18 protein-coding genes are annotated in these 21,100 nt (G+C 45.7%); 3 read left to right on the top strand and 15 right to left on the bottom strand.

What is annotated here, in order from left to right; translation table 11 throughout:
- Positions 1-2 precede the first annotated feature (2 nt).
- Positions 3-437, bottom strand: coding sequence for a globin (locus R8N46_RS06390; RefSeq protein WP_115386585.1), 435 nt, complete (start codon positions 435-437; stop codon positions 3-5).
- Positions 438-680: 243 nt separating this feature from the next.
- Between R8N46_RS06390 and R8N46_RS06385 the strand changes: the two genes are divergently transcribed.
- A complete protein-coding gene (locus tag R8N46_RS06385) occupies positions 681-1,337 on the top strand; it encodes an NAD(P)H-dependent oxidoreductase (RefSeq protein WP_017633663.1) in 657 nt (218 codons plus the stop codon).
- 96 nt (positions 1,338-1,433) lie between these two features.
- Here R8N46_RS06385 and choV read toward each other — a convergent pair whose 3' ends face one another.
- From choV to R8N46_RS06315, 14 genes are all read right to left on the bottom strand, one after another.
- Entirely contained in the window at positions 1,434-2,612 is a 1,179-nt protein-coding gene (gene choV, locus R8N46_RS06380; protein WP_115386584.1) for a choline ABC transporter ATP-binding protein, read from the bottom strand.
- Between the two features lie 2 nt (positions 2,613-2,614).
- Complete coding sequence (choW, locus tag R8N46_RS06375; RefSeq protein ID WP_005392552.1) at positions 2,615-3,457, bottom strand: choline ABC transporter permease subunit; 843 nt, start codon at positions 3,455-3,457, stop codon at positions 2,615-2,617.
- A gap of 77 nt (positions 3,458-3,534) precedes the next feature.
- Complete coding sequence (locus R8N46_RS06370; protein WP_005382646.1) at positions 3,535-4,473, bottom strand: choline ABC transporter substrate-binding protein; 939 nt, start codon at positions 4,471-4,473, stop codon at positions 3,535-3,537.
- A gap of 36 nt (positions 4,474-4,509) precedes the next feature.
- Entirely contained in the window at positions 4,510-6,225 is a 1,716-nt protein-coding gene (gene betA / locus R8N46_RS06365; RefSeq protein WP_005382647.1) for a choline dehydrogenase, read from the bottom strand.
- 181 nt (positions 6,226-6,406) lie between these two features.
- Positions 6,407-7,867, bottom strand: coding sequence for a betaine-aldehyde dehydrogenase (betB, locus tag R8N46_RS06360; protein ID WP_025767886.1), 1,461 nt, complete (start codon positions 7,865-7,867; stop codon positions 6,407-6,409).
- Between the two features lie 18 nt (positions 7,868-7,885).
- The gene (gene betI / locus R8N46_RS06355) at positions 7,886-8,485 is read right to left on the bottom strand and encodes a transcriptional regulator BetI (protein ID WP_017820329.1); all 600 of its coding nucleotides are present in this window, start codon (positions 8,483-8,485) and stop codon (positions 7,886-7,888) included.
- A 605-nt stretch (positions 8,486-9,090) separates the two neighbouring features.
- On the bottom strand, positions 9,091-11,112 hold the full coding sequence (locus R8N46_RS06350; RefSeq protein WP_031812775.1) for a tetratricopeptide repeat-containing diguanylate cyclase: 2,022 nt from the start codon (positions 11,110-11,112) through the stop codon (positions 9,091-9,093).
- A gap of 462 nt (positions 11,113-11,574) precedes the next feature.
- Positions 11,575-12,333 (bottom strand): SDR family oxidoreductase, encoded by a 759-nt coding sequence (locus tag R8N46_RS06345; protein ID WP_005373217.1) that lies wholly within the window; start codon positions 12,331-12,333, stop codon positions 11,575-11,577.
- Positions 12,334-12,342: 9 nt separating this feature from the next.
- Positions 12,343-13,239, bottom strand: coding sequence for a 3-hydroxyisobutyrate dehydrogenase (mmsB, locus tag R8N46_RS06340; RefSeq protein ID WP_025767888.1), 897 nt, complete (start codon positions 13,237-13,239; stop codon positions 12,343-12,345).
- Between the two features lie 19 nt (positions 13,240-13,258).
- Positions 13,259-14,389 (bottom strand): enoyl-CoA hydratase/isomerase family protein, encoded by a 1,131-nt coding sequence (locus R8N46_RS06335; RefSeq protein ID WP_054577807.1) that lies wholly within the window; start codon positions 14,387-14,389, stop codon positions 13,259-13,261.
- Between the two features lie 10 nt (positions 14,390-14,399).
- Complete coding sequence (locus tag R8N46_RS06330) at positions 14,400-15,176, bottom strand: enoyl-CoA hydratase (protein WP_017633670.1); 777 nt, start codon at positions 15,174-15,176, stop codon at positions 14,400-14,402.
- Positions 15,177-15,225: 49 nt separating this feature from the next.
- Positions 15,226-16,380 (bottom strand): acyl-CoA dehydrogenase family protein, encoded by a 1,155-nt coding sequence (locus tag R8N46_RS06325; RefSeq protein ID WP_005373226.1) that lies wholly within the window; start codon positions 16,378-16,380, stop codon positions 15,226-15,228.
- A 93-nt stretch (positions 16,381-16,473) separates the two neighbouring features.
- Positions 16,474-17,967 (bottom strand): CoA-acylating methylmalonate-semialdehyde dehydrogenase, encoded by a 1,494-nt coding sequence (locus R8N46_RS06320; protein ID WP_171345620.1) that lies wholly within the window; start codon positions 17,965-17,967, stop codon positions 16,474-16,476.
- A 70-nt stretch (positions 17,968-18,037) separates the two neighbouring features.
- Positions 18,038-19,216, bottom strand: a complete 1,179-nt coding sequence (locus R8N46_RS06315) for a thiolase family protein (RefSeq protein ID WP_171345619.1) — start codon at positions 19,214-19,216, stop codon at positions 18,038-18,040.
- A gap of 209 nt (positions 19,217-19,425) precedes the next feature.
- Between R8N46_RS06315 and R8N46_RS06310 the strand changes: the two genes are divergently transcribed.
- Together R8N46_RS06310 and R8N46_RS06305 are read left to right on the top strand one after the other, a co-directional pair.
- Positions 19,426-19,812, top strand: coding sequence for a MerR family transcriptional regulator (locus tag R8N46_RS06310; protein WP_005373242.1), 387 nt, complete (start codon positions 19,426-19,428; stop codon positions 19,810-19,812).
- A 45-nt stretch (positions 19,813-19,857) separates the two neighbouring features.
- Positions 19,858-21,027 carry an isovaleryl-CoA dehydrogenase gene (locus tag R8N46_RS06305; RefSeq protein WP_005373245.1) on the top strand — a complete coding sequence of 390 codons (1,170 nt, stop codon included), beginning with the start codon at positions 19,858-19,860 and terminating at the stop codon, positions 21,025-21,027.
- Positions 21,028-21,100 lie beyond the last annotated feature (73 nt).

The raw sequence follows: 21,100 nt of genomic DNA, 5'->3' as shown, positions 1-21,100 counted from the left end.
CCTTATTTGGTACTCGCTTTAAGGAAGTGCCCATCTTCTTTATCACATTCTTGTTTCATTACTTCTAAGCCCGTTTTAAAGCATGTTCGCCAAGCGGTTTCAACATCGGTATCGTACCCGGAATCACACTGCCGAACCGTTTCTAACAAACTCTCAAGCCAAACATCAAAATCCTGCGGCTCTATACCAATTTCGGCACTTGCATGCTTTTTCCCATACTTTTCCACCATTTTGTGCGCTTCGGTCGAGGTATCTGCCATCATAAAAAATACGATAGACCCTCTAAGCATTCTCACTTGTTGGTGCATGTCTATACCGTCAAACTTCTGTCTAAAGTTGGCGCTTTTCGACCATAAATTTTTGTAGAACAAGTCGAAAAACTCCTGATCTGAAGTACAACGTTCATAGCTATCATTAAAAACTTCAATCACGTTCATGTTGCTTTCCCCTACGCCTCAATATGAGTTTAATTTAATATCAAATAAAAGCTTCCAAATAAGGACTTTTAAGTTTCAAATCGATCAACTCACATCGATTTTCAACAAAAAGTAAAAAGTGATTTAAATAAACACCCTCTTATCAATGAAAAAATATCCATTATCATGAACCCATATTCGAGGTACGCATGGTTGTCGATGCTAGTGCATCCTCATCTGTCATCACATAAAGAGGATATAAACGTGTCCCATCAAATCATTACCGATCTAAATAACCGTTACACTGCAAAAAAATATGATGAAACCAAGCGCGTTTCTCAAGAAGACATGGCGATAATCAAAGAAGCACTGCGTTTGTCGGCGTCTTCTATCAATTCACAACCATGGAAATTCATCGTTATTGAAAGTGATGAAGCGAAGCAACGTTTCCACAATACGTTTGCAAATATGCATCAGTTTAACCAACCACACGCGAAAGCCGCATCACATACGATTCTGTTTGCTTACGATCCTAAATTTACTAAAGAGAAATTTGCGAAGCGTGTGGATGCAGAAGTAACATCTGGCCACTTGCCAGCGGAGATGTACAACAACTTTATGGGTGCTTACGCTTTTGCCGATGCAAATACGGACGAAAATGGCTTCAACGGAAACTGGACAAAAGCACAAGTCTATTTGGCACTAGGCAACCTACTACACACATTGGCACGACTTGGCATTGATTCAACACCGATGGAAGGTGTCGATCCGGCTCTGATTGGAGAAGAGTTTAAAGAAGAGCTCGAGGGCCATATTTGTGAAGTTGCGCTAGCGATTGGCTACCATAAAGATGGGGAAGATTATAATCATGGTCTTCCAAAAGCGCGCCTTGCAATGGATGAGGTAATTACGACTCTATAGTCGACCATTGTCTTAGCTTAGCGACTTAACTCATTGTTTAAACTAAAAAGAGCCGCATTAATGTGCGGCTCTTTTTTACTTGGTTCTGCGTCAACTTTACGCAACTTGCTCTGACTTAAAATTACCAAGCAATGCATCGTAAAGCTCATTGTCGCTTAACACACCAACCAGCTTATTATCTTCAACCATAAGCAGAGGCTGATTGCTACGCTGCTTAAGTTCAATCGCTTCTCGCATACTGATTTCTGGGCTAACCTGAACCAGAGAATTTTCATTAACTTCGTCAAGGTTCGAAGAGTCGCTCTTCCATTGAATCAACGATTTATCTTTATCCGCTAAACTTAACCCCTTGCTCTCTTGTATCACCCAAATATCTTTATCAGGGCAAATCAGAACACGCGTATCTTCGCGAACCAAATCGTCACGCATTAAGGAACGTCCCTTCAGCACATTTAATGGATTAGTGTGAGCAACAAAGTCCGCCACATAATCGTTTTCTGGAGCAAGAATGATCTGTTCTGGCTTGCCATGTTGAATCAGCTTTCCTGATTCCATAATGGCGATGTTGTTGCCGATTTTAAGCGCCTCATCCAAGTCGTGACTCACAAAAAGAATGGTTTTGTTTAGCTTTTCTTGAAGCAGAATCAATTCATCTTGAAGCTGAGCACGAATCAATGGATCAAGTGCTGAAAACGGTTCATCCATTAACAAGATATCAGTGTCCATCGCAAACGCTCGCGCTAGGCCAACACGCTGCTGCATACCACCAGAAAGCTCGTGCGGGAATTTGGTTTCCCACTCAGATAAACCGACCATTTCGAGCTGTTCACGCGCCTTTTTACGACGCTCTGCTTTACCAATGCCTTGCATCTCTAGACCAAACGCTACATTGTCTAACACCGTTAACCATGGCATCAATGCAAACTTCTGAAACACCATGGACACGCGGTGAGTACGAAGGTGGCGCAACTTCTGTTCGTCACAGTTAGAGAGCTCAACCATGTCGTCGCCGTCTTTAATTTTCAGAGAGCCACGAGAAATTTCGTTCAACCCGTTAACTGTTCGCAGCAAACTTGATTTACCCGAGCCTGAAAGCCCCATCAAAACACAGATCTCACCCTGTTTCACGTTCAGCGAAACATTATCAACCCCAACCACTTGGCCAGTTTCATCAATGATTTCTTGTCGAGACTTCCCTTGATCTAACAGTGCTAGCGCCTGTGCTTGTTGCTGACCAAAAACGACATCAAGATTTTTAATAGTAATAGCGTCCATGATTATGCCTCCTTCTGGTTTGGTGCTTTACACAAGCGATCAAGAATGATGGCAACGAGTACAATCGCTAAACCCGCTTCAAAACCTTGTGAAATGTTTACCGTATTCAGTGCACGTACGACTGGCTTACCAAGCCCATCAGCACCAACAAGCGCCGCAATGACAACCATAGACAAAGACAACATAATACATTGCGTAACACCGGCCATAATACTTGGTAATGCCGCAGGCAACTCCACCTTAAACAGCAACTTCATGCGGCTGGCACCAAATGCTTTACCCGCTTCAAGTAGCTCCTCCGGCACTTTAATAATGCCGAGGTACGTCAATCGAATTGGCGCAGCGATAGCGAAAATGATGGTCGAGATTAGACCAGGGACAATACCTAAGCCAAACAGAACCAAGGTTGGAATTAGGTAAACGAATGTCGGTACGGTCTGCATCAAATCGAGTATTGGCCGCAACAAGGTGTATAACCAAGGACGGTGCGCCGCCATAATGCCCAACGGCACGCCAATTAATACGGAAATCGTTGTCGCTGCAAACACAAGGACAAAGGTTTCCAGCATTTCTTGCCAGTAACCAAGGTTGAGAATTGCGAGTAAGGCCAACACGATAAATACGACAAGAGGAATGCTGCGATGTAAGAACCAAGCAATTGCCGCCGTCATAATGATTGGCGCTGCAGGTGGCATCCATTTAAAAATGTCCACCACGAAAAGAATGATCGTTTCAAGTGTAATAGAGATTGCATCGAAAAAACCCGATGCATTGATGGTTAACCAATCGACGCCAGTTTCCATCCATTGGCCCAACGGTAGTTTGTTGTCCGTAATAAAATTCAAAATAAAACCTTTGTGTTAATGAAGCGGGCAAAACTCTGCCCACTTTCTTTTAAAAAAACGAGCTCAAATACTGCTTATTAAGCGTTTGTTTTTAAGTAGTTTGTAATAGCTGTTAGCGCATCTTGGCCATCTACCGTTTTCACGCCCTCTAGCCACGCTTCAATTTGCTCTTGGTTTGCATTCAACCATGCTTGCGCTGCTTTTGATGGCTTCTGTTTCTGGTTAAGAATCGCTTCCATCAGTTCATTTTCCATTTCTAGGTTAAACTCTAGATTTTTCACTAGCTGACCTACATTTGGACACTCAGCGAGGTAATTTTTACGTACGTTTGTGTAGACGTTCGCGCCGCCGTAGTTAGGACCGAAGAAGTCATCACCACCCGCTAGATATTCCATTTCAACGTTACTATTCATTGGGTGCGGCGCCCAACCTAGGTACACAATCCATTGATTGCGGCGTGCGGCACGTGATACTTGAGACACCATGCCAGCTTCACTGGACTCAACTAGGCTGAAATCTTTTAGGCCGAATGCGTTGCTATCAATCATTGACTGAATTAAGCGGTTGCCATCGTTTCCTGGTTCAATGCCGTAAATGCGGTCTTTAAATTTGTCGGCATGTTTTACTAGGTCAGCGAAGTTGGTTACGCCTGCGTCATAAACGTATTTTGGAACCGCTAGCGTGTACTTTGCGCCAACGAGGTTCGCGCGTACGGTTTCAACAGTACCTGCATCACGGTATTTCGCGATATCACCTTCCATCGTTGGCATCCAGTTACCTAGGAAAATGTCGATATCGCCATTAGCCATAGAGGAGTAAGTTACAGGCACAGACAGAAGATCGGTCTTCGTTTTGTACCCCAACCCTTTAAGTAACTCTGATGTAACGGCAGTGGTCGCTGTGATGTCAGTCCAACCTACATCTGCGAAACGAACCGTTTCACATTGGTTGGCGTAAGCGCCTGTTGCTAAAGTACTTAGTGCAATTGTTGAGAAGATTTTTGTCATCTTAGACATGTTGAATTCCTTGTAATGATTACTGACTTTTTCATTTTATGAGATCGAATCGAGATCTCTTTTTGGCGGATGCATTCGTTGCATCTCTTGCCAGTCCGGTGCAATCCAAACTGGTACGTTGTTCGACGTTTCTAGGGCGTTATCCAAAATCATATCCGCGGCGCGTTCTGCCACCATAATCGTTGGCGCATTTAAATTACCGTTCGGAATGGTTGGGAAAATAGAAGAGTCCACCACACGCAAGCCTTGAATACCGCGTACTTGGCATCGCTCATTTAAGACGGCTAATGGGTCATTATCTGCGCCCATTTTGCAGGTACAAGATGGATGGTAAGCACTCTCGACGTTTTGCTTCACCCATTCATCAATCTGTTCATCCGTTGTGATGTTCAGACCGGGTTGGATCTCATCCCCACGAAACTCATCCATGGCTGGCTGATTGAGGATCTCGCGAGTAAGGCGAATACAATCACGCCAATCCTGCTTATCTTGTTCAGTGGAAATGTAGTTAAACTCAATCTTCGGCTTATCATTCGGATTCGCAGAGACAACTTCGACCGACCCGCGACTTTCTGGCTTGTTAGGTCCAACGTGCACTTGGAAACCATGACCATCAAAAGCAGCTTGCCCGTCATAACGCATTGCCGCTGGCAAGAAGTGATATTGAATATTTGGCCACTTTAGCCCTTCTCGAGAGCGGATAAACGCACACGATTCAAAGTGGTTAGTAGCACCAAGGCCTTTGCGAGTTAATATCCACTCAGTACCAATCAAGCCCTTGCTCACCAAACCTAATTTGCTGTTGAGCGTGATAGGTTGCTTACAGTGATATTGGAAGTACACTTCTAAGTGATCTTGCAGGTTTTTACCTACCCCCTCCAACGAGTGTTTCACCTCAATGCCCGCTTTTTCTAATACTGCCTTAGGGCCAATGCCTGAAAGCTGCAACAGCTGAACGGAGCCAACCGAACCCGCACTCGAAATCACTTCATTATTCGCAAAACATTGCTGAATTGAACCTGACTTTTCAAATTCAACGCCTACCGCTTTCTTTCCTTCTGAACCAGTTTCTTCTAATAAAACTCGATGAACCGTCACCCTCTTCATTAGGGTGAAGTTTTTGCGTTTTTTAGCGCGGCTTAAGTATGCATTAGAGGTCGAAGCGCGTACGCCTTTGTCGACGGTCATATGCATTGGGCCAAAGCCCTCTTGCTGATAACCGTTGTAATCTTTTGTTTCTGGGTAGCCCGCTTCTTTGCCTGCATCAATAAAAGCTTGGTACAGTGGATTGAGCTTCATATCGTTGCCGTTACATGTGCCGACTGGACCGTGATCGCCCCGATATTCATCAGCACCACCAATCCAAGACTCTGCTTTACGGAAATAAGGCAAACACGACTGATAATTCCAGCCTTTCGCGCCTTCCTCTTCCCACTGGTCAAAGTCACAAGCGTGTCCGCGAACGTAAACCATGCCGTTGATAGATGAGCTACCGCCCAGAACTTTTCCGCGAGGACAATGAAGTTGGCGACCATCCAACCCTTGCTCTTCAACCGTCTCAAACTGCCACGCGTATTTTTCAGTGTTCATCGGGTAAGAAAGCGCTGTTGGCATTTGGATAAAAATACTTTTATCCGACCCACCCGCTTCGAGTAATAGGACCGAATTTTGACCACTTTCACTTAAGCGATCCGCTAACACACAGCCGGCCGAACCCGCACCGACGATGATGTAATCGTAGTGTTGTTGCATTTTTATTCTCCTAGGAGTTAATACTAATCACCCTAGATAAGTGAACGAAATTAGCGTAGGAAAAATGCTTGAGAACAAGGCGGAAATTTTCGATAAGTAGTTAACCTACAATCAAAATTGACAACGTAGTTATCGAGCATTTTAACAAGCTAAAGTGGTCAGTTATCTACTATGAGTAGTATCATTTGTAAGGGCTTTCGAAGTCGCTTAGCTGAACCAGAACACTCTTCGTTTGTGTGTAATGCTTAAGGGTCTCAACTCCGTTTTCACGGCCAACACCTGATTGCTTGTAGCCGCCAACTGGCATTTCTGCAGGTGAGTCACCCCATGTGTTCACCCAACAAATACCCGCTTGAATTTGATGGATCACACGGTGCGCACGAGATAGGTTTTGAGTAAATACACCTGCCGCTAAGCCATAATCTGTGCCATTTGCACGCGCAATCACTTCCGACTCATCGCGGAATTTTAGGACTGACATTACCGGGCCAAAGATTTCTTGTTGAACGTGGCTCATGTCATCATCGCAATCGACAAATACGGTTGGAGCAACAAAGTTACCATTAGCTAGGCCATTGTCTGTTACTTTGTAGCCGCCAGTGAGTAACGTCGCGCCACTCGCTTTCGCGGCTTCAATCGCTCCTAGAACTTTCGATTCATGATCTTTAGAGATTAGCGCGCCAATTTGCGTGTTCTCATCAAGCGGATCGCCGACGACTAACAGCTCGGTTCGGGCTTTAAGCTGTGCGATAAAGTCGTCATAAATACCTTCATGGACAAATACACGTGTACCGTGCGTACAAACCTCACCTTGGGTGTAGAAGTTCGCCACCATGGCCGCAGAAACGGCATCGTTTAACTTCGCATCATCAAAAATAATCAGTGGAGACTTACCACCAAGCTCCATCGTTACTTGTTTTAGTGTCTTAGCGCTGTCACTCATGACGACTTTACCGGTGCCTGACTCACCCGTGAATGAAACTTTTGCGATATCAGGATGCGCCGTTAGCATCTGTCCTACTCGGTAATCCCCTTGCACGACATTAAATACGCCATCTGGCATGCCCGCTTCTGAATAAATTTCGGCGAGCTTAAGCGCCGTTAATGGTGTTTCTTCTGATGGCTTGAAGATCATTGCGTTGCCCGCAGCCAGTGCTGGCGCCGATTTCCACATCGCAATTTGAATTGGATAATTCCAAGCGCCAATACCCGCGCAAATGCCCAATGGCTCACGACGTGTATAGAAAAACTGATCGTCGCTGAGCGGCTGCTGTTCACCTTGTAGACTTGGAGCAAGGCCAGCGTAGTACTCAAGAACATCGGCACCTGTTGTGACATCAACCGCGATAGCTTCTTGAATGGGCTTACCAGTATCTGCCACTTCCAATGCAGCCAACTCGTCATTACGCTCACGTAAAATGGCAACGGCTTTGTGTAAAATACGGCTGCGCTCAATCGCAGTCATCGCCGACCATGCAGCAAAACCTTTTTTTGCCGATTCAATCGCTGCTTGAAGATCGTCTTGGTTCGCTTGTTTAATGTTGGCCAATGGCTCACCATTCGCCGGATTGTAAGTGGTGAAGTGTTCATCTGAACACCCGTCGTACATCGCACCATTGATATAGTGTGCTTTCATTTCCATTTTGAAGACCTGTAACTTTTATATTTTTTCAGAATAAAACGTAAGTTGTTTTTCGAGATAATCGTTGATGATGATTCTCGCTCTTTCTGCATCAATGCCTTGCGGGTTGAGCGTTCCGCGCAGCCAAATTCCATCAATAAGTGATGCAATACCATGAGCAACCAATTCAGCCTGCTCTGCATTTAATAATGCTTTGAGTTCTTTTCTTAGGTGGGACAATAGACGTCGTTCGTTGACACGCTGTAAACGCTTGAGCTGCTCGTCATGCATTGAGTACGACCAAAACGCCAGCCAAGTCTTAGCAACTTGGTTTTCTGCCTGATAGCCGACAAAGTTACCGTCAATGATTGCATTAATTCTTTGGTGATGAGCATCACTTGGCAGCTCACGTAACTTCTGTGTGATAGTGGACGAAAGCTGACGCAAGATTTCTCGCATCGTTTCCTCCAGCAATCCGTGCTTACCACCGAAATAGTGGTTGATAATCCCCGTTGATACACCGGCTTCTTTGCTGATTAACGAAATACTCGCCGCGTGTAAACCGACTCTATCAATCACTGACATTGTCGCTTTCACAAGCTGCGGTTTTCTGATTTCAGGCATCCCCACCTTTGGCATTTTGCGTCCCTGTTATTTTTAATTGAACGGTTAGTTAAATATAAAATGCCTGAAAATTAATTCGAACTCAAATTATTTTTAAAGAAAAATGTTAGTAAAAAAGGATGAAAAGTTGAGGGTGTACGAAAAATCGCTCGGTAAGAACTTGTCGGGATAACTAGATTTTAGTTTAAGAACAAACAAACAAGAAAAACAAAATCAAATACTTAACTCTTACTCTATTTTTAAAACGATTATGAACGAGTTGATTTTTGAACAACAAAAATCTGTGCCACAAAAAATTTATATCGACCACTAATCATTTCACCTGTACACGGTTTATTTGTACAAAGAATAGACACACTAGTTTGTTATAGTTTTGTAGACACAAGTGGCATTCGCACTTTGAAGGTGAAGAAGGCAAAGAGAGAGGTTATATTGAACGCCATGAATATGCGATTCGATATCCTTAAGCCATTTTTAAGTAATATCGCCAAGTGACTTTAAGATGTTAGATTCAGCGTTTTATATTCGAAGCAAGGATCTCAAAGTCACTTGGCTATCAAAGTAAATGGGAGGGATAAGTTCAGATTCATCGTGCGATGAGCCTGAACTCTTGATTTCTGTTACGCTAGCGAGCGACCTTTCACGCAGTTGCGTCCGTTCGCTTTCGCTTGATAAAGCAATTTATCGGCCTGATCGCAAAGTGATTTAAAACTCATCTCATTATCTTCAGTGGTAACGACTCCAAAACTACAGGTCACTCTCACTTCTTCTTTCTGTTCCGTAACAAAGCCATGTAGGGATAAAGCGCTACGTAAACGTTCTGCAGTAATAAGGGCGTTTTTATGGTCTGTATTGGGCATAACAACAACAAACTCTTCCCCACCAAAGCGAGCAACAATGTCGTTCTCACGTACAGTTTCCTCCAACACTTTGGCAACGCCCGTTAGTACGGTATCTCCAAACACATGCCCATAGGTATCATTTACCTGCTTGAAATAATCCACATCGATTAACGCTAAAGTTACTGGCCCCGATTGTGGTTTATTTGGCACCATTTTCTGTTTATCGAGTTTGCTATCTACCCATTTATTTAAAGCTAGATAACCGTACTTAACTTGCTCGACTTGCTCAAAAACAAAGTGTTGTATCTTTTCTTGCTTAGATTGAGGTACCGGTTTCTCTTTTCGCTCACGCCTCACTTCTACTGGCTTAGTGAACCAGTCCTCTAAAAAACGGCGATTGAACAACCCTGTCAATGTGTCTGTCTTTGCGAGGCGACGCATTCTCAAACGCGAGCGATTGACGACGAGAAATACTACCGCCATCAAAAATAGAACACCGATGAGCGCAAGTAGCGCTTCACCCAATAAGTAAAAAGTACGACGGTTATTTTCTAGCTCCATACGCTGCAACACATTGTTCCAGTTGAGATCTTCGTTCTCATATTCAAGTCGTTCCAATTCAAATAACGTCTGCTGGCGCTCAAGATTTTCAACTTCTCTTTGATTACTAAATTGGATAAATTTATCGTGATAGTTACCGTAAGTTTCGAATGCTAGTTTAAAGTCATTGCTCCCCGCATAGGCCATAGCGGCGACTTTTAGTAGCTCCATTTGCTGTTGCTTGACGTATCGACTCTCTATAATCTCCGGCAGCATTGGCGCGATCATCGCTAAAAGTATTTCAAATTGCTGCTGCTCTAACATATATTCGGCTTGTAACAACTTAAATGTTGCCAAATACGCGCTAGACGTTTCTCTGTACTGTAAATTCTCCGCCAGCTTCAAGTGGTTAACCATCTTCTTTTCTTGATTCGTCTCGCGATATAAAGCTGCAAGTTCAAGGTTAACTCGAAATCTAAAGCGTCCATCACCGATAATTTGAGCCAGCTTTAACGCTCGCTGATATGACGCTATCGCCTCTTCGTATTGGAACTGTGCTTTATGAAGTTTCGCTATCGTCAAAACGCTCAACAACTCATTGAACGACATACGCCTATCCCTAAAATAGCGATATGCTTGTTCCAAAAGCGCCTCAGATCGGTCGTAACCCTGAATTTTGACAAGTACGTCACCTAGCTCTAGTGCTGCACGTTCGACCAGCCCGTGAACACCTGAAGATTCAGCCACATCCATGGACGACATAAGTGCAGCATAGGATTTTTTAAACTCACCTTGCTCATCGTAATAGCGTCCTTTTAGCAACAGGATTTCTGATTCAAGTTGCTTATCACCATTCTCACGCGATGTTTCCAACAAGCTATCCAACGCAGAAAGCGCGGTATCGATATCGCTCTTTCCAACCATAGTTCGCATCTGAATCAACTTAAACAGGAGATACTCATGGCTCTGTGGACGCACAAGCTCCAATCCTTTTTGAACGACACTCTGACTCTCTTCTACGCGCCCTAGCAGCTCTAAAACCGTGGCCTTGGCAAGCCAGTAACGCACCAACAGCGCTGTTGGTTGGTTTTGTAGTAAAGACTCTTCTTCTAACGCTTCAATCAAAGCTAAAGAACTCTGAGGTAATGCGTAAATTTGATTTTCGATGCCTTCTAACGACTGTAAAAACTTACCTTCCTGTTCCACCTTTTCTGTGGAGGCCTGAACAGAAAAACACAGACACCCCAATAATAGCGGCATCGTCCTAAGCGAATGAAATAGTGACATTATTGCTCTTCCCTAATGGGTAGTTACTTCAGTGTAATTGAGAATTCTGATTATTTATTATTAAGACAACTGAAGGTTATTCAGTCAGCCTCATATTCCCATGTATTTTGCGCTGAATAATAAATCACCATCTTTAGATGCCGAAATAGTTTTCGGTTACAATATGACCAATAAGAATGTTTTTTACACACCAAGAATGACGATCTCGTTAGTGAGACAAAAGATCGTCTTAGTTGTGAGTTGATACATTTACATGACAAGCAATATAGAACTAACCATTCACATTAGAAATAGAATCAATTTTTATACCGTTCGATGAGATAGCAGTCGACCATGCATCCAATACATTTTTCAGATAGAAGCAATAAAAGAAAGGAGAAAATGGAAGGAAGCGGACAATCAAACTCGCTCCCCTTTTTTATGTTGCAGAAGGGGTTACATTCGCATTCCGCCATCGACTTCGAACACTCTTCCGGTCACGAATTCGTTGGTTAACACGTATTTTATGGTCGATGAAATTTCATCCGCCAAACCTAAACGTCCAACCGGAATCATTCCGATTAAACGTTCCATCGCTTCAGGTTTTATTTGGTCTGTCATGGCAGTTTTGATGACACCCGGAGCAATCGCCACTGAGCGAATTCCGAAACGCCCTAACTCTTTCGCCCACACCGTTGCCATGGTGGCTACCGCCGCTTTAGATGCTGAATAGTTGGTTTGACCAATATTCCCGGCACGCGCAACGCTGGATATGTTGATCAGAACCCCTTTGCTATCGGTGTTCAGCATTACCTTGCTCGCTTCACGGCCACACAGGAAAGTGCCTGTTACATTCACATCTAGAACAGACTGAAATTGTTCCAGCGACATCGTGTTAACCTGACCATCTTTGACTTTAATGAACATACCATCACGCATAATACCTGCGTTATTGATAACGCCATTGAGCTGCTTGAAATCTGCCTCAATTTGCTCAAAAGCAGTGCACACCTGCTGTTCGTCAGTCACGTTCGTCACATAAAAACGAGCGGTAACGCCGAGAGATTCACATTCCGCTTTCGTTTCAGCCAGTTGATCTGAATTGAGGTCGATAAGCGCAAGATGAACGCCATTTTCCGCCAGTGACAGTGCCATTTGTTTACCCAGCCCCTGCCCTGCCCCCGTGATCGCAATGACCTTATTTGCTAACTCCATAAGCGCTCCTTAGGCCTGATTTTGCTTTTGGTAGAACTCAAACAAGCTCGAAAAATCTTTTTGCCCGTTGCCCTGACCGTTGTGAAAATTAAACAGATTACGAGCCAAGCTGCCCATTGGCGTTGATGTTTGACTGGCAACCGCCGCTTCCATCGCAAGACCCAGATCTTTAGCCATTAACTGGCTCATAAAGCCGCCTTGATAACCATTGCTTGCAGGCGTATTTTCCATCACACCTGGGCAAGGGTTATAAAGCTCTAGCGCCCAGTTACGCCCTGAACTTTGCAACATGATGTCGGAAAGCACTTTGGGATCGAGTCCGTTTTCCATCCCTAAATTGAGTGCTTCACAGGTGCCGCTCATCAAAATGCCCAACATCATGTTATTGCAGATCTTCGCCACCTGACCAGCTCCAGCATCACCAGCATGGAAGATGTTTTTACCCATGTGGCTAAGCACCGCTTTGGCTTGAACAAAGTTCTCTTGTGAGCCGCCAACAATGAAAGTTAACGTACCTGCTGCTGCGCCCGCAACGCCACCAGATACTGGCGCATCAACAAAACTGATACCAAGTTGCGATGCTTTTTCGCCAACCAAACGAGCAGTCGTAGGATCGATGGTGGATGAATCAATCAGCAAGGTGCCTGATTCGACGCTATCTAAGATGCCATCTTGACCAAGATAAACGCTTTGAACGTGTTGGCTCGCTGGCAGCATAGTGACAACCACCTCCACACCTTGTACTGCCTGCTGAACGGAATCGGCACTTGAAGCGCCCAATGCGGTCAACTCCTCAACTGCGCTTGGGTTCAAATCAAATACTTCGACATTCAAGCCCGCTTTGAGTAGATTCTTAGCCATAGGCGCACCCATGTTACCAAGGCCAATAAATGCAATTTTGTCCATATCGTATTTCTTCCTTGTACTAAAGTGCCGCTATAGCTACCGACGATGCGGTCAGTGGGTATTCTGCTGAGTCAATTGGCGAGAAGAAGCGCTCCAAAACTTGTGGCGTTACGTCAGAAACCGTGCGATGTTGCCAAGTCGGTTGATTGGTTTTATCAATAATCAGCGCACGAACCCCTTCTCTAAAATCACCTTCTAAGCCACAACGTAGTGTTAGGTTAAATTCCATATCAAAACACGCTTTCAAAGAGAGGTTTTGATACTGCGTTAACTGCTGATAAGTGATACTGAGCGACAACGGACTGCCATAGTTCAGTGACTTCTGCGCATTGACGAACCACTTGTTATCAACGTTAGCACGGCTGATTGCATCAACAATTGACGCTAAGTCACCCGAACATAACTGCTCAATCAATTCCGCATAGGGCATCAACATCCCTTCGGTTGGCTCGTCCACGTGTACCGAACGCAGCGTAGTGGCGATTTTTTCGTTGATGTTCGCTTCACCTTTCCAACTTACCGATGCAAGCAGATCCAGCAGCACTTGCTTGTTTTCTGGCTGTGCAATCCATTGGCTTAACCCCAACGCTTTCATATCTGTTGCGTTAATTTGGCAAGCAGTCAAACTTAAGAACAGTGCCAAATGTTTTGGCAACTGGTTCAGGAAGTACGTCGCGCCTACATCTGGGTAAAGGCCAATTTTAATCTCTGGCATTGCAAAGCGTGTGGTGGTTTCTGCTACGCGATGGCTGGCACCCATAAACAGGCCAACTCCCCCGCCCATCAAATAACCATGTCCCCACGCGATGATCGGTTTTGGATAAGTATGAATAAGATGGTCACAGCGATATTCGAGGTCAAAGAAGGTTTCCATCGCTGAAAACGCAGAATCAAAGTCTTGCTCTTTGTTTTCAAGTGCACGGTAGATCGCTTGAATATCGCCACCAGCACAAAACGCTTTTTCACCTTGAGCATGCAAGAATACCGCGACGACGCTGTCGTCCGTTTGCCATTCACTAAGCTGTTTGTACAACTTCTCAATCATCACGTAACTCAACGCGTTGAGAGCAGCTGGATTATCCAGCTCCAGCACACCAATAACAGAGCCATCAGCGCACTCAAGTTTTGAAACATTTACTGTACCTGTCATTTGGCCTCCGCTAGCTGTTTGTCCATTGTGGCTTGCGCTTTTGCAAAAACGCATTCACACCCTCAGTCTGATCTTGTGTATTGAACAGCTGTAAAAACAGTTCACGCTCCAAAACCAATCCAGCTGCATGAGTTTGGCTGCGTCGACCTTGAATTAGCGTTTTGCACGCAGACACAGATTTCGGTGATTGACCTGCAACACGCTGTGCTAGCTCCATAGCCGCTTCGAGTGCTTGACCTTTCGCCACCACCTCTTCGACTAACCCAATTTTTTCCGCTCGCTCGGCCGTCACACGCTCGCCACACAGGATCATACGCTTCGCCCAACCTTCACCTACCAACGCGGTCAGGTTTTGCGTCCCACCCGCACACGGCAACAAACCTACCGATGCTTCAGGAAGTGCCATTTGTACTTGTTCTTCTGCGATACGAATGTCACACGCCATCGCCACTTCCAGACCGCCGCCCATCGCGTAACCATTAATCGCTGCGATAGAAACCCCATCGAATGCAGAAAGCGCTTCAAACGCTTCACCAAATGCGAACGCCATGTTTGCTGCTTGTGATTTATCACCCGATGCAAAGTTATTAAGATCTGCTCCAGCAGAAAAGAATTTCTCGCCTTCGCCTGTTAAAACCAACGCATAAATAGAGCGATCATTACTAAGTTCAATTGCCAACTCTTTTAGCTGATTCAAAGACTCAAGCGTCCAAGTGTTCGCTGGCGGATTACTAATCGTGAGCTTGGCAATATGCGCTTCGCGCTCTAATTTGATTTGTGCCGTCATAATCTTTCAGTCCTTTTTAATTTCTTTAGGTAAGGCTGTGTCTCGCTGACTAAAGCAGCTCAACGCCTTCCGTTAGTAATCGTCTTGCGACGATCAGACGCATGATTTCGTTGGTACCTTCAAGAATTTGGTGAACACGAACGTCTCGGAAATGGCGCTCGACTGGATATTCTTTGATGTAGCCATAGCCACCGTGAATTTGCAGCGCCTGATCGCAGACTTTAAAGCCCACATCAGTAGCAAAGCGTTTTGCCATGGCACAGTACGCACTTTTTTCTGCGTGCTGGGCATCGAGTTTAGCGGCAGCGAGTCGCACCATTTGACGCGCAGCGACCAGCTCAGTCGCCATATCAGCAAGCTTGAACTGCAACGCTTGAAATTGCGCCAGTGAACGGCCGAACTGTTTGCGTTCGTTCATATATTGCTTGGCTTCGTTCAGTGCTTGTTGCGCAGTACCGACGGAACAAGTAGCGATATTGATTCGACCACCATCAAGGCCAAGCATGGCGAACTTAAAGCCTTCTCCCTCTTCACCCAACAGATAGTCAGCCGGAATGCGGACATTTTCGAAGGTAATCATGCGAGTTGGCTGGCAGTTCCAACCCATTTTGGCTTCTTTTTTACCGTAGCTAATGCCTTCGCAATCAGCAGGAACAACGAATGCAGAAACGCCACCCGCTCCTTCACCACACGAACGCGCCATCACGACGAGAACATCTGTATCACCCGCACCCGAGATAAACACTTTTGCGCCATTGAGGACAAACTCATCGCCATCACGCACTGCGCTAGTCGTTAGAGAAGCGGCGTCAGAGCCGGCATTAGGTTCGGTTAAACAGTAGGAAGCGAGCTTTTCACCCGAAATTAGATCCGCGCTAAATTGCTGCGCCACTTCTGCTTTGGCAAAGCTGGTGATCATCCACGTCGCCATGTTGTGAATGGTCATAAACGCAGTAGTCGCGGTACAACCCATAGCCAACTGCTCGAAAATGATCGCCGCATCCAAACGAGATAACCCTAAGCCACCATGCTCTGGCGGCGTATAGATGCTCAGAAAGCCCAGCTCACCCGCCTGACGCAGTACATCTTTAGGGAAGTGATGGTTTTCATCCCACTCGGCCGCATGAGGCGCTAACATTTGGTCTGCAAACTGCTTTGCTACTTCGGCAAACGCGAGTTGATCTTCGTTTAATTCAAAATCCATCTTGAAGTCCTAAGGTCTAATTCGTTGCATTTGTATCCGAGCCAAGCCCACTTAAACGGTGGCGCTTGGCTAGAGGTGTCGCTAATCCAGTAATTAGCTAAGTTGAATGGTCATGTTTGGACCGCTTGGAATGTCATCTTCAAACCAACGCGCGGTGACCGTTTTCGTCTCGGTGTAGAAGCGAACCGCTTGTTTACCGTAAGCATGCAGGTCGCCGTAGAAGCTGCCTTTCCACCCAGTAAATGAGAAAAATGGCAATGGCACCGGAATCGGAACGTTGATGCCTACGTTACCTACTTCGATATTGTGTTGATACTTTCTCGCGGCAGCGCCGTTCGCCGTGAAAATAGACGTACCATTACCAAAGCGGTTTGCATTGATCAGTTCAATCGCTTCATCTAGGTCATCCACTTCCATAGTTAACAGCACAGGCCCGAAAATTTCTTCCTGATAAATCGACATGTCTGTGGTCACGTTGGTAAACAGTGTTGGCCCCACCCAGTTACCGTTCGGGAAGCCAGGTACTTGGCACTCTGTCCCGTCCAGAACACAATTCGCGCCTGACGCTTTGCCTTCATTAATCAGATTCACCACTCGCTGCTTCGCTTGAGGGCTAATCAGTGGACCATAACCGGCGGTTTCATCATCCCACGCGCCAGGCTGAACCTGAGCTAACGCCTCTTTAAGCTCTGGAATCCATTCTTTGGTTTCGCCGACAAATACGGCAACCGAAATCGCCATACAGCGTTGGCCTGCAGCACCAACTGACGCACCAACTAGGTTATTGATGACTTGCTGTTTGTTTGCATCCGGCATGATGACCATGTGGTTCTTAGCACCTGCAAATGACTGCACGCGTTTCAGGTTGTCTGTACCTGTTTTGTAGATGTGCTCACCAACGGGCACAGAGCCAACAAAAGAGATCGCACGAACGACTGGATCAGTCAGAATGCGGTCGACTTGCTCTTTGGTCCCGTGAACAACTTGCAATACGCCTTTTGGTGCGCCAGCTTGTTCAAACAGCTCCGCCAATTTCATTGCAGTCAGCGGAACTTGTTCCGAAGGTTTTAGAATAAAGGTGTTGCCACAAGCGATCGCCATCGGGAACATCCACAATGGGATCATCGCAGGGAAGTTAAAGGGTGTGATGCCAGCACAAACACCGAGCGGTTGAATGTAAGAGTAACCATCAATATTGGTCGCGACGTTTTCCACCGTTTCGCCCATCATTGAGCTACAAATGTTTGCAGCTTGCTCTACCACTTCAATTCCGCGCCAAATGTCACCCTTTGCATCCGCGAGGGTTTTGCCTGTCTCACTTGAAAGCAGTATCGCCAACTCATCGTGTTGCTCTTTTAACAGATGTTGGTAGCGCAACATCAATCTCGCACGCTCCGGCGCTGCAACTTCTTTCCAGCGTTTGAACGTTTCTGTTGCGCTGGCAATCGCCGCATTCATTTCCGATTCCGTGGCACAAGGTACTTGTGCAATCACTTCGTTGGTTGCCGGGTTGGTTACATCTAGCCATTGTTTTGAATCGGAGATGGCAAATTCACCACCGATATACTGCTTTACTTGTTCTGTCATGATGACATCCTTGTATTTTTCAGCTTGTTACTGACTACTGTTATGTAAGTGAAACTTTGTTGAGAGTGATTTAGCAGATTTCAATCGCGATAGCGGTTGCCTCGCCACCACCAATACAAAGTGATGCGACACCGCGTTTGCCGCCTGCCTGTTTAAGAGCGTGAATCAAAGTGACGAGGATTCGGTTACCACTTGCACCAATTGGATGGCCTAACGCACATGCGCCGCCACGTGGATTCACTTTGCTTGCATCCAACTCAAGCGCTTTCACTGCGTACTGCGTTACAACTGCAAACGCTTCATTGATTTCCCAAAGGTCCACGTCTGATTTGTCCCAGCCCGTTTTTTCCAGCAGCGATTCAATCGCGAAGACTGGTGCGATGGTGAACTCATCAGGCTGTCTTGCATGCGTGCTGTACGCGACAATTTTGGCTAGAGGCTGAAGGTTTTCCTGACGACCAAACTCACTATCGACTAAGATCATTGCCGACGCACCATCCGAAATGGAACTAGAGTTTGCTGCGGTTACGCCGCCATCTTTGGCAAACGCAGGGCGTAAGGTAGGAATTTTAGTGACGTCGAGTTTGCTCGGTTGCTCATCATCTACAACCAGGGTTTCGCCGCGTCGACTTTTTACGTTAACAGGCACGATCTCTTCTTTGAACAAACCTTGTTCGATTGCTTGCTGCGCACGAGTCACCGACTGTTGCGCCCAGGCATCCATACTTTCACGGCTGAACTGATACTTTTGCGCCGTCTGTTCTGCAAAGACACCCATCAGCTCGCCTTGGTAGGCATCCTGCAACCCGTCATAAAACATGTGATCAAGCACTTGCTCGTGACCTAAACGGAAACCATCACGCGCTTTCTTTAATAGATAAGGAGAAGACGACATGTTTTCCATGCCACCAGCGATGACAGCATGCGCATTACCAGATTGAATAAGGTCATATGCCAGCATGACGGTTTTCATACCCGATCCACAAACTTTGTTCAGTGTCGTACAACCAATCGATTGTGGCATTTCAGCTTTAAGACTTGCTTGTCTTGCAGGCGCTTGCCCCACACCGGCGGGTAAAACGCATCCCATCAACACTTCGTCTATTTTGTGCACATCGAGTTGGCTTTCGGCTAGCGCCCCTTGAATGGCTTTCGCACCAAGTTCCGTGACATCTGTTGAAGCTAATGCACCTTGAAAAGAGCCGATAGGCGTTCGCTTAGCGGCTACAATCCATGTTTCATTTTTCATTCCATTAACCTTTTGTTGACGTTTACGTCATAACTATACTAACATTTACGTTAACGTCAAGTTTGAGGTTATTGTTTGTTCGAGTGACTCTTTGATTTTGAGTAAATGCGAGTGATATCAAGGCTCAAGAGTGGATGTTGTTTGTTTACTTTAACGTTAACGAATTGTATATTCATGTGAATGTTATACGAAAGTCGTAAGGTTAAGGAATGAACACATTTAAGATCAGCGAGCTCGCGAAAGAGTTCGACATTACTACTCGAAGCATTCGCTTCTACGAAGATTTAGGTCTCCTAACTCCAGAACGTAAAGGCAACACTCGAATCTACAATGGTCGCGATCGAATTCGACTAAAACTGATTTTGCGAGGTAAGCGATTGGGCTTTTCTCTTGCAGATATCAAAGAGTTATTTGAACTCTACGATACCGATCAAAGTACTGAGCAGTTGAACTATATGATTCGGTTGATCGAAGAGAAGAAGGCAGCATTGCAACAGCAAGCAAACGACATTCAAGCGGTAATGATGGAGTTAAATGCTGCGCAGTTGCGATGCCAAAACACACTGAGATCCATGAAAGGCGAAAAAGTCACCTAACACCTCAACTCTGGGATGTAGGTGACGTAAAGGCAAGGACACGCAATGAAATCTACCTACTCTTCCCTGAACTTTGTTTATGACGAAAATACCGATTTGCTTCGCGAGCAAATCAATAGTTTTGCTGCAAGAGAAATTGCGCCGCTAGCGCAATCTATCGACCAAACTAACGACTTTCCAAACCATCTTTGGTCCAAATTAGGTGACATGGGTCTTTTAGGTGTGACCACCAGCGAAGAGTTTGGTGGTGCAGGCATGGGCTATCTCGCCCACGTTATCGCTATGGAAGAAATCAGCCGAGCATCCGCTTCGGTTGCGTTAAGTTACGGCGCTCACTCCAACCTTTGCGTCAACCAAATCCACCGTAACGGTACACAAGCGCAAAAAGAGAAATACCTACCTAAGCTCATCTCCGGTGAACATATCGGCGCCCTTGCTATGAGTGAACCCGGCGCCGGCTCTGATGTGGTCTCTATGCAGCTTAAAGCCGAACGTAAAGGCGATATTTTCCTATTAAATGGCAACAAAATGTGGATCACCAACGGCCCTGATGCACACACCTATGTTGTCTACGCAAAAACCGACCCAAGCCAGCACTCCAAAGGCATCACGGCATTTATTGTGGAACGCGGATTCCCTGGATTTACTCAAGCACAAAAACTCGACAAGTTGGGCATGCGCGGCTCGAATACGTGTGAGCTGGTCTTCCAAAACTGCGAGGTCCCTGCGGAGAATATTCTCGGCGAAGAAAACCAAGGCGTGAAAGTATTGATGAGCGGCCTCGACTACGAACGTGTGGTGCTTGCAGGCGGCCCACTTGGCATCATGCAGGCGTGTATGGATATCGTTGTGCCTTACATTCACGACCGTAAACAGTTCGGTAAATCCATCGGTGAATTCCAGCTAGTTCAAGCAAAAATCGCGGATATGTACACACAAATGAATGCCGCTAAAGCGTATGTTTACGCCGTCGCTGCCGCTTGTGATCGCGGTGAAACCACACGTAAAGATTCTGCTGGCGCGATCCTCTACAGCGCAGAGCTGGCAACCAAGATGGCACTGGATGCGATTCAACTACTTGGCGGTAACGGCTACATCAACGAGTTTGATACGGGCCGTTTGTTGCGAGATGCCAAGCTGTATGAAATCGGTGCGGGCACTTCAGAAATTCGCCGCATGCTTATTGGTCGCGAATTGTTTAACGAAAGCGCCTAATCATCATACCTAGGCGGTTCGAACTCGAAACAACTTCCTTATTCAATCTAAATCTTATTCAACCTAAATAAAG

The sequence above is a fragment of the Vibrio sp. 1874 genome, from assembly GCF_033344395.1.
Classification (GTDB): domain Bacteria; phylum Pseudomonadota; class Gammaproteobacteria; order Enterobacterales; family Vibrionaceae; genus Vibrio; species Vibrio alginolyticus.
The sequence above is the reverse complement of the archived record's forward strand: the minus strand, read 5'-3'. Positions and strand labels throughout refer to the sequence as shown.

Bases quoted from the DNA above. Each gene is read 5' to 3' on its own strand.
- betA (WP_005382647.1), bottom strand. From the start codon at position 6,225: ATGCAACAACACTACGATTACATCATCGTCGGTGCGGGTTCGGCCGGC.
- R8N46_RS06310 (WP_005373242.1), top strand. From the start codon at position 19,426: ATGAACACATTTAAGATCAGCGAGCTCGCGAAAGAGTTCGACATTACT.
- R8N46_RS06390 (WP_115386585.1), bottom strand. From the start codon at position 437: ATGAACGTGATTGAAGTTTTTAATGATAGCTATGAACGTTGTACTTCA.
- R8N46_RS06370 (WP_005382646.1), bottom strand. From the start codon at position 4,473: ATGTCTAAGATGACAAAAATCTTCTCAACAATTGCACTAAGTACTTTA.
- R8N46_RS06335 (WP_054577807.1), bottom strand. From the start codon at position 14,389: ATGACAGGTACAGTAAATGTTTCAAAACTTGAGTGCGCTGATGGCTCT.
- mmsB (WP_025767888.1), bottom strand. From the start codon at position 13,239: ATGGACAAAATTGCATTTATTGGCCTTGGTAACATGGGTGCGCCTATG.
- R8N46_RS06325 (WP_005373226.1), bottom strand. From the start codon at position 16,380: ATGGATTTTGAATTAAACGAAGATCAACTCGCGTTTGCCGAAGTAGCA.
- R8N46_RS06315 (WP_171345619.1), bottom strand. From the start codon at position 19,216: ATGAAAAATGAAACATGGATTGTAGCCGCTAAGCGAACGCCTATCGGC.
- betI (WP_017820329.1), bottom strand. From the start codon at position 8,485: ATGCCAAAGGTGGGGATGCCTGAAATCAGAAAACCGCAGCTTGTGAAA.
- betB (WP_025767886.1), bottom strand. From the start codon at position 7,867: ATGGAAATGAAAGCACACTATATCAATGGTGCGATGTACGACGGGTGT.
- R8N46_RS06330 (WP_017633670.1), bottom strand. From the start codon at position 15,176: ATGACGGCACAAATCAAATTAGAGCGCGAAGCGCATATTGCCAAGCTC.
- R8N46_RS06350 (WP_031812775.1), bottom strand. From the start codon at position 11,112: ATGCCGCTATTATTGGGGTGTCTGTGTTTTTCTGTTCAGGCCTCCACA.
- choV (WP_115386584.1), bottom strand. From the start codon at position 2,612: ATGGACGCTATTACTATTAAAAATCTTGATGTCGTTTTTGGTCAGCAA.
- R8N46_RS06345 (WP_005373217.1), bottom strand. From the start codon at position 12,333: ATGGAGTTAGCAAATAAGGTCATTGCGATCACGGGGGCAGGGCAGGGG.
- R8N46_RS06305 (WP_005373245.1), top strand. From the start codon at position 19,858: ATGAAATCTACCTACTCTTCCCTGAACTTTGTTTATGACGAAAATACC.
- R8N46_RS06320 (WP_171345620.1), bottom strand. From the start codon at position 17,967: ATGACAGAACAAGTAAAGCAGTATATCGGTGGTGAATTTGCCATCTCC.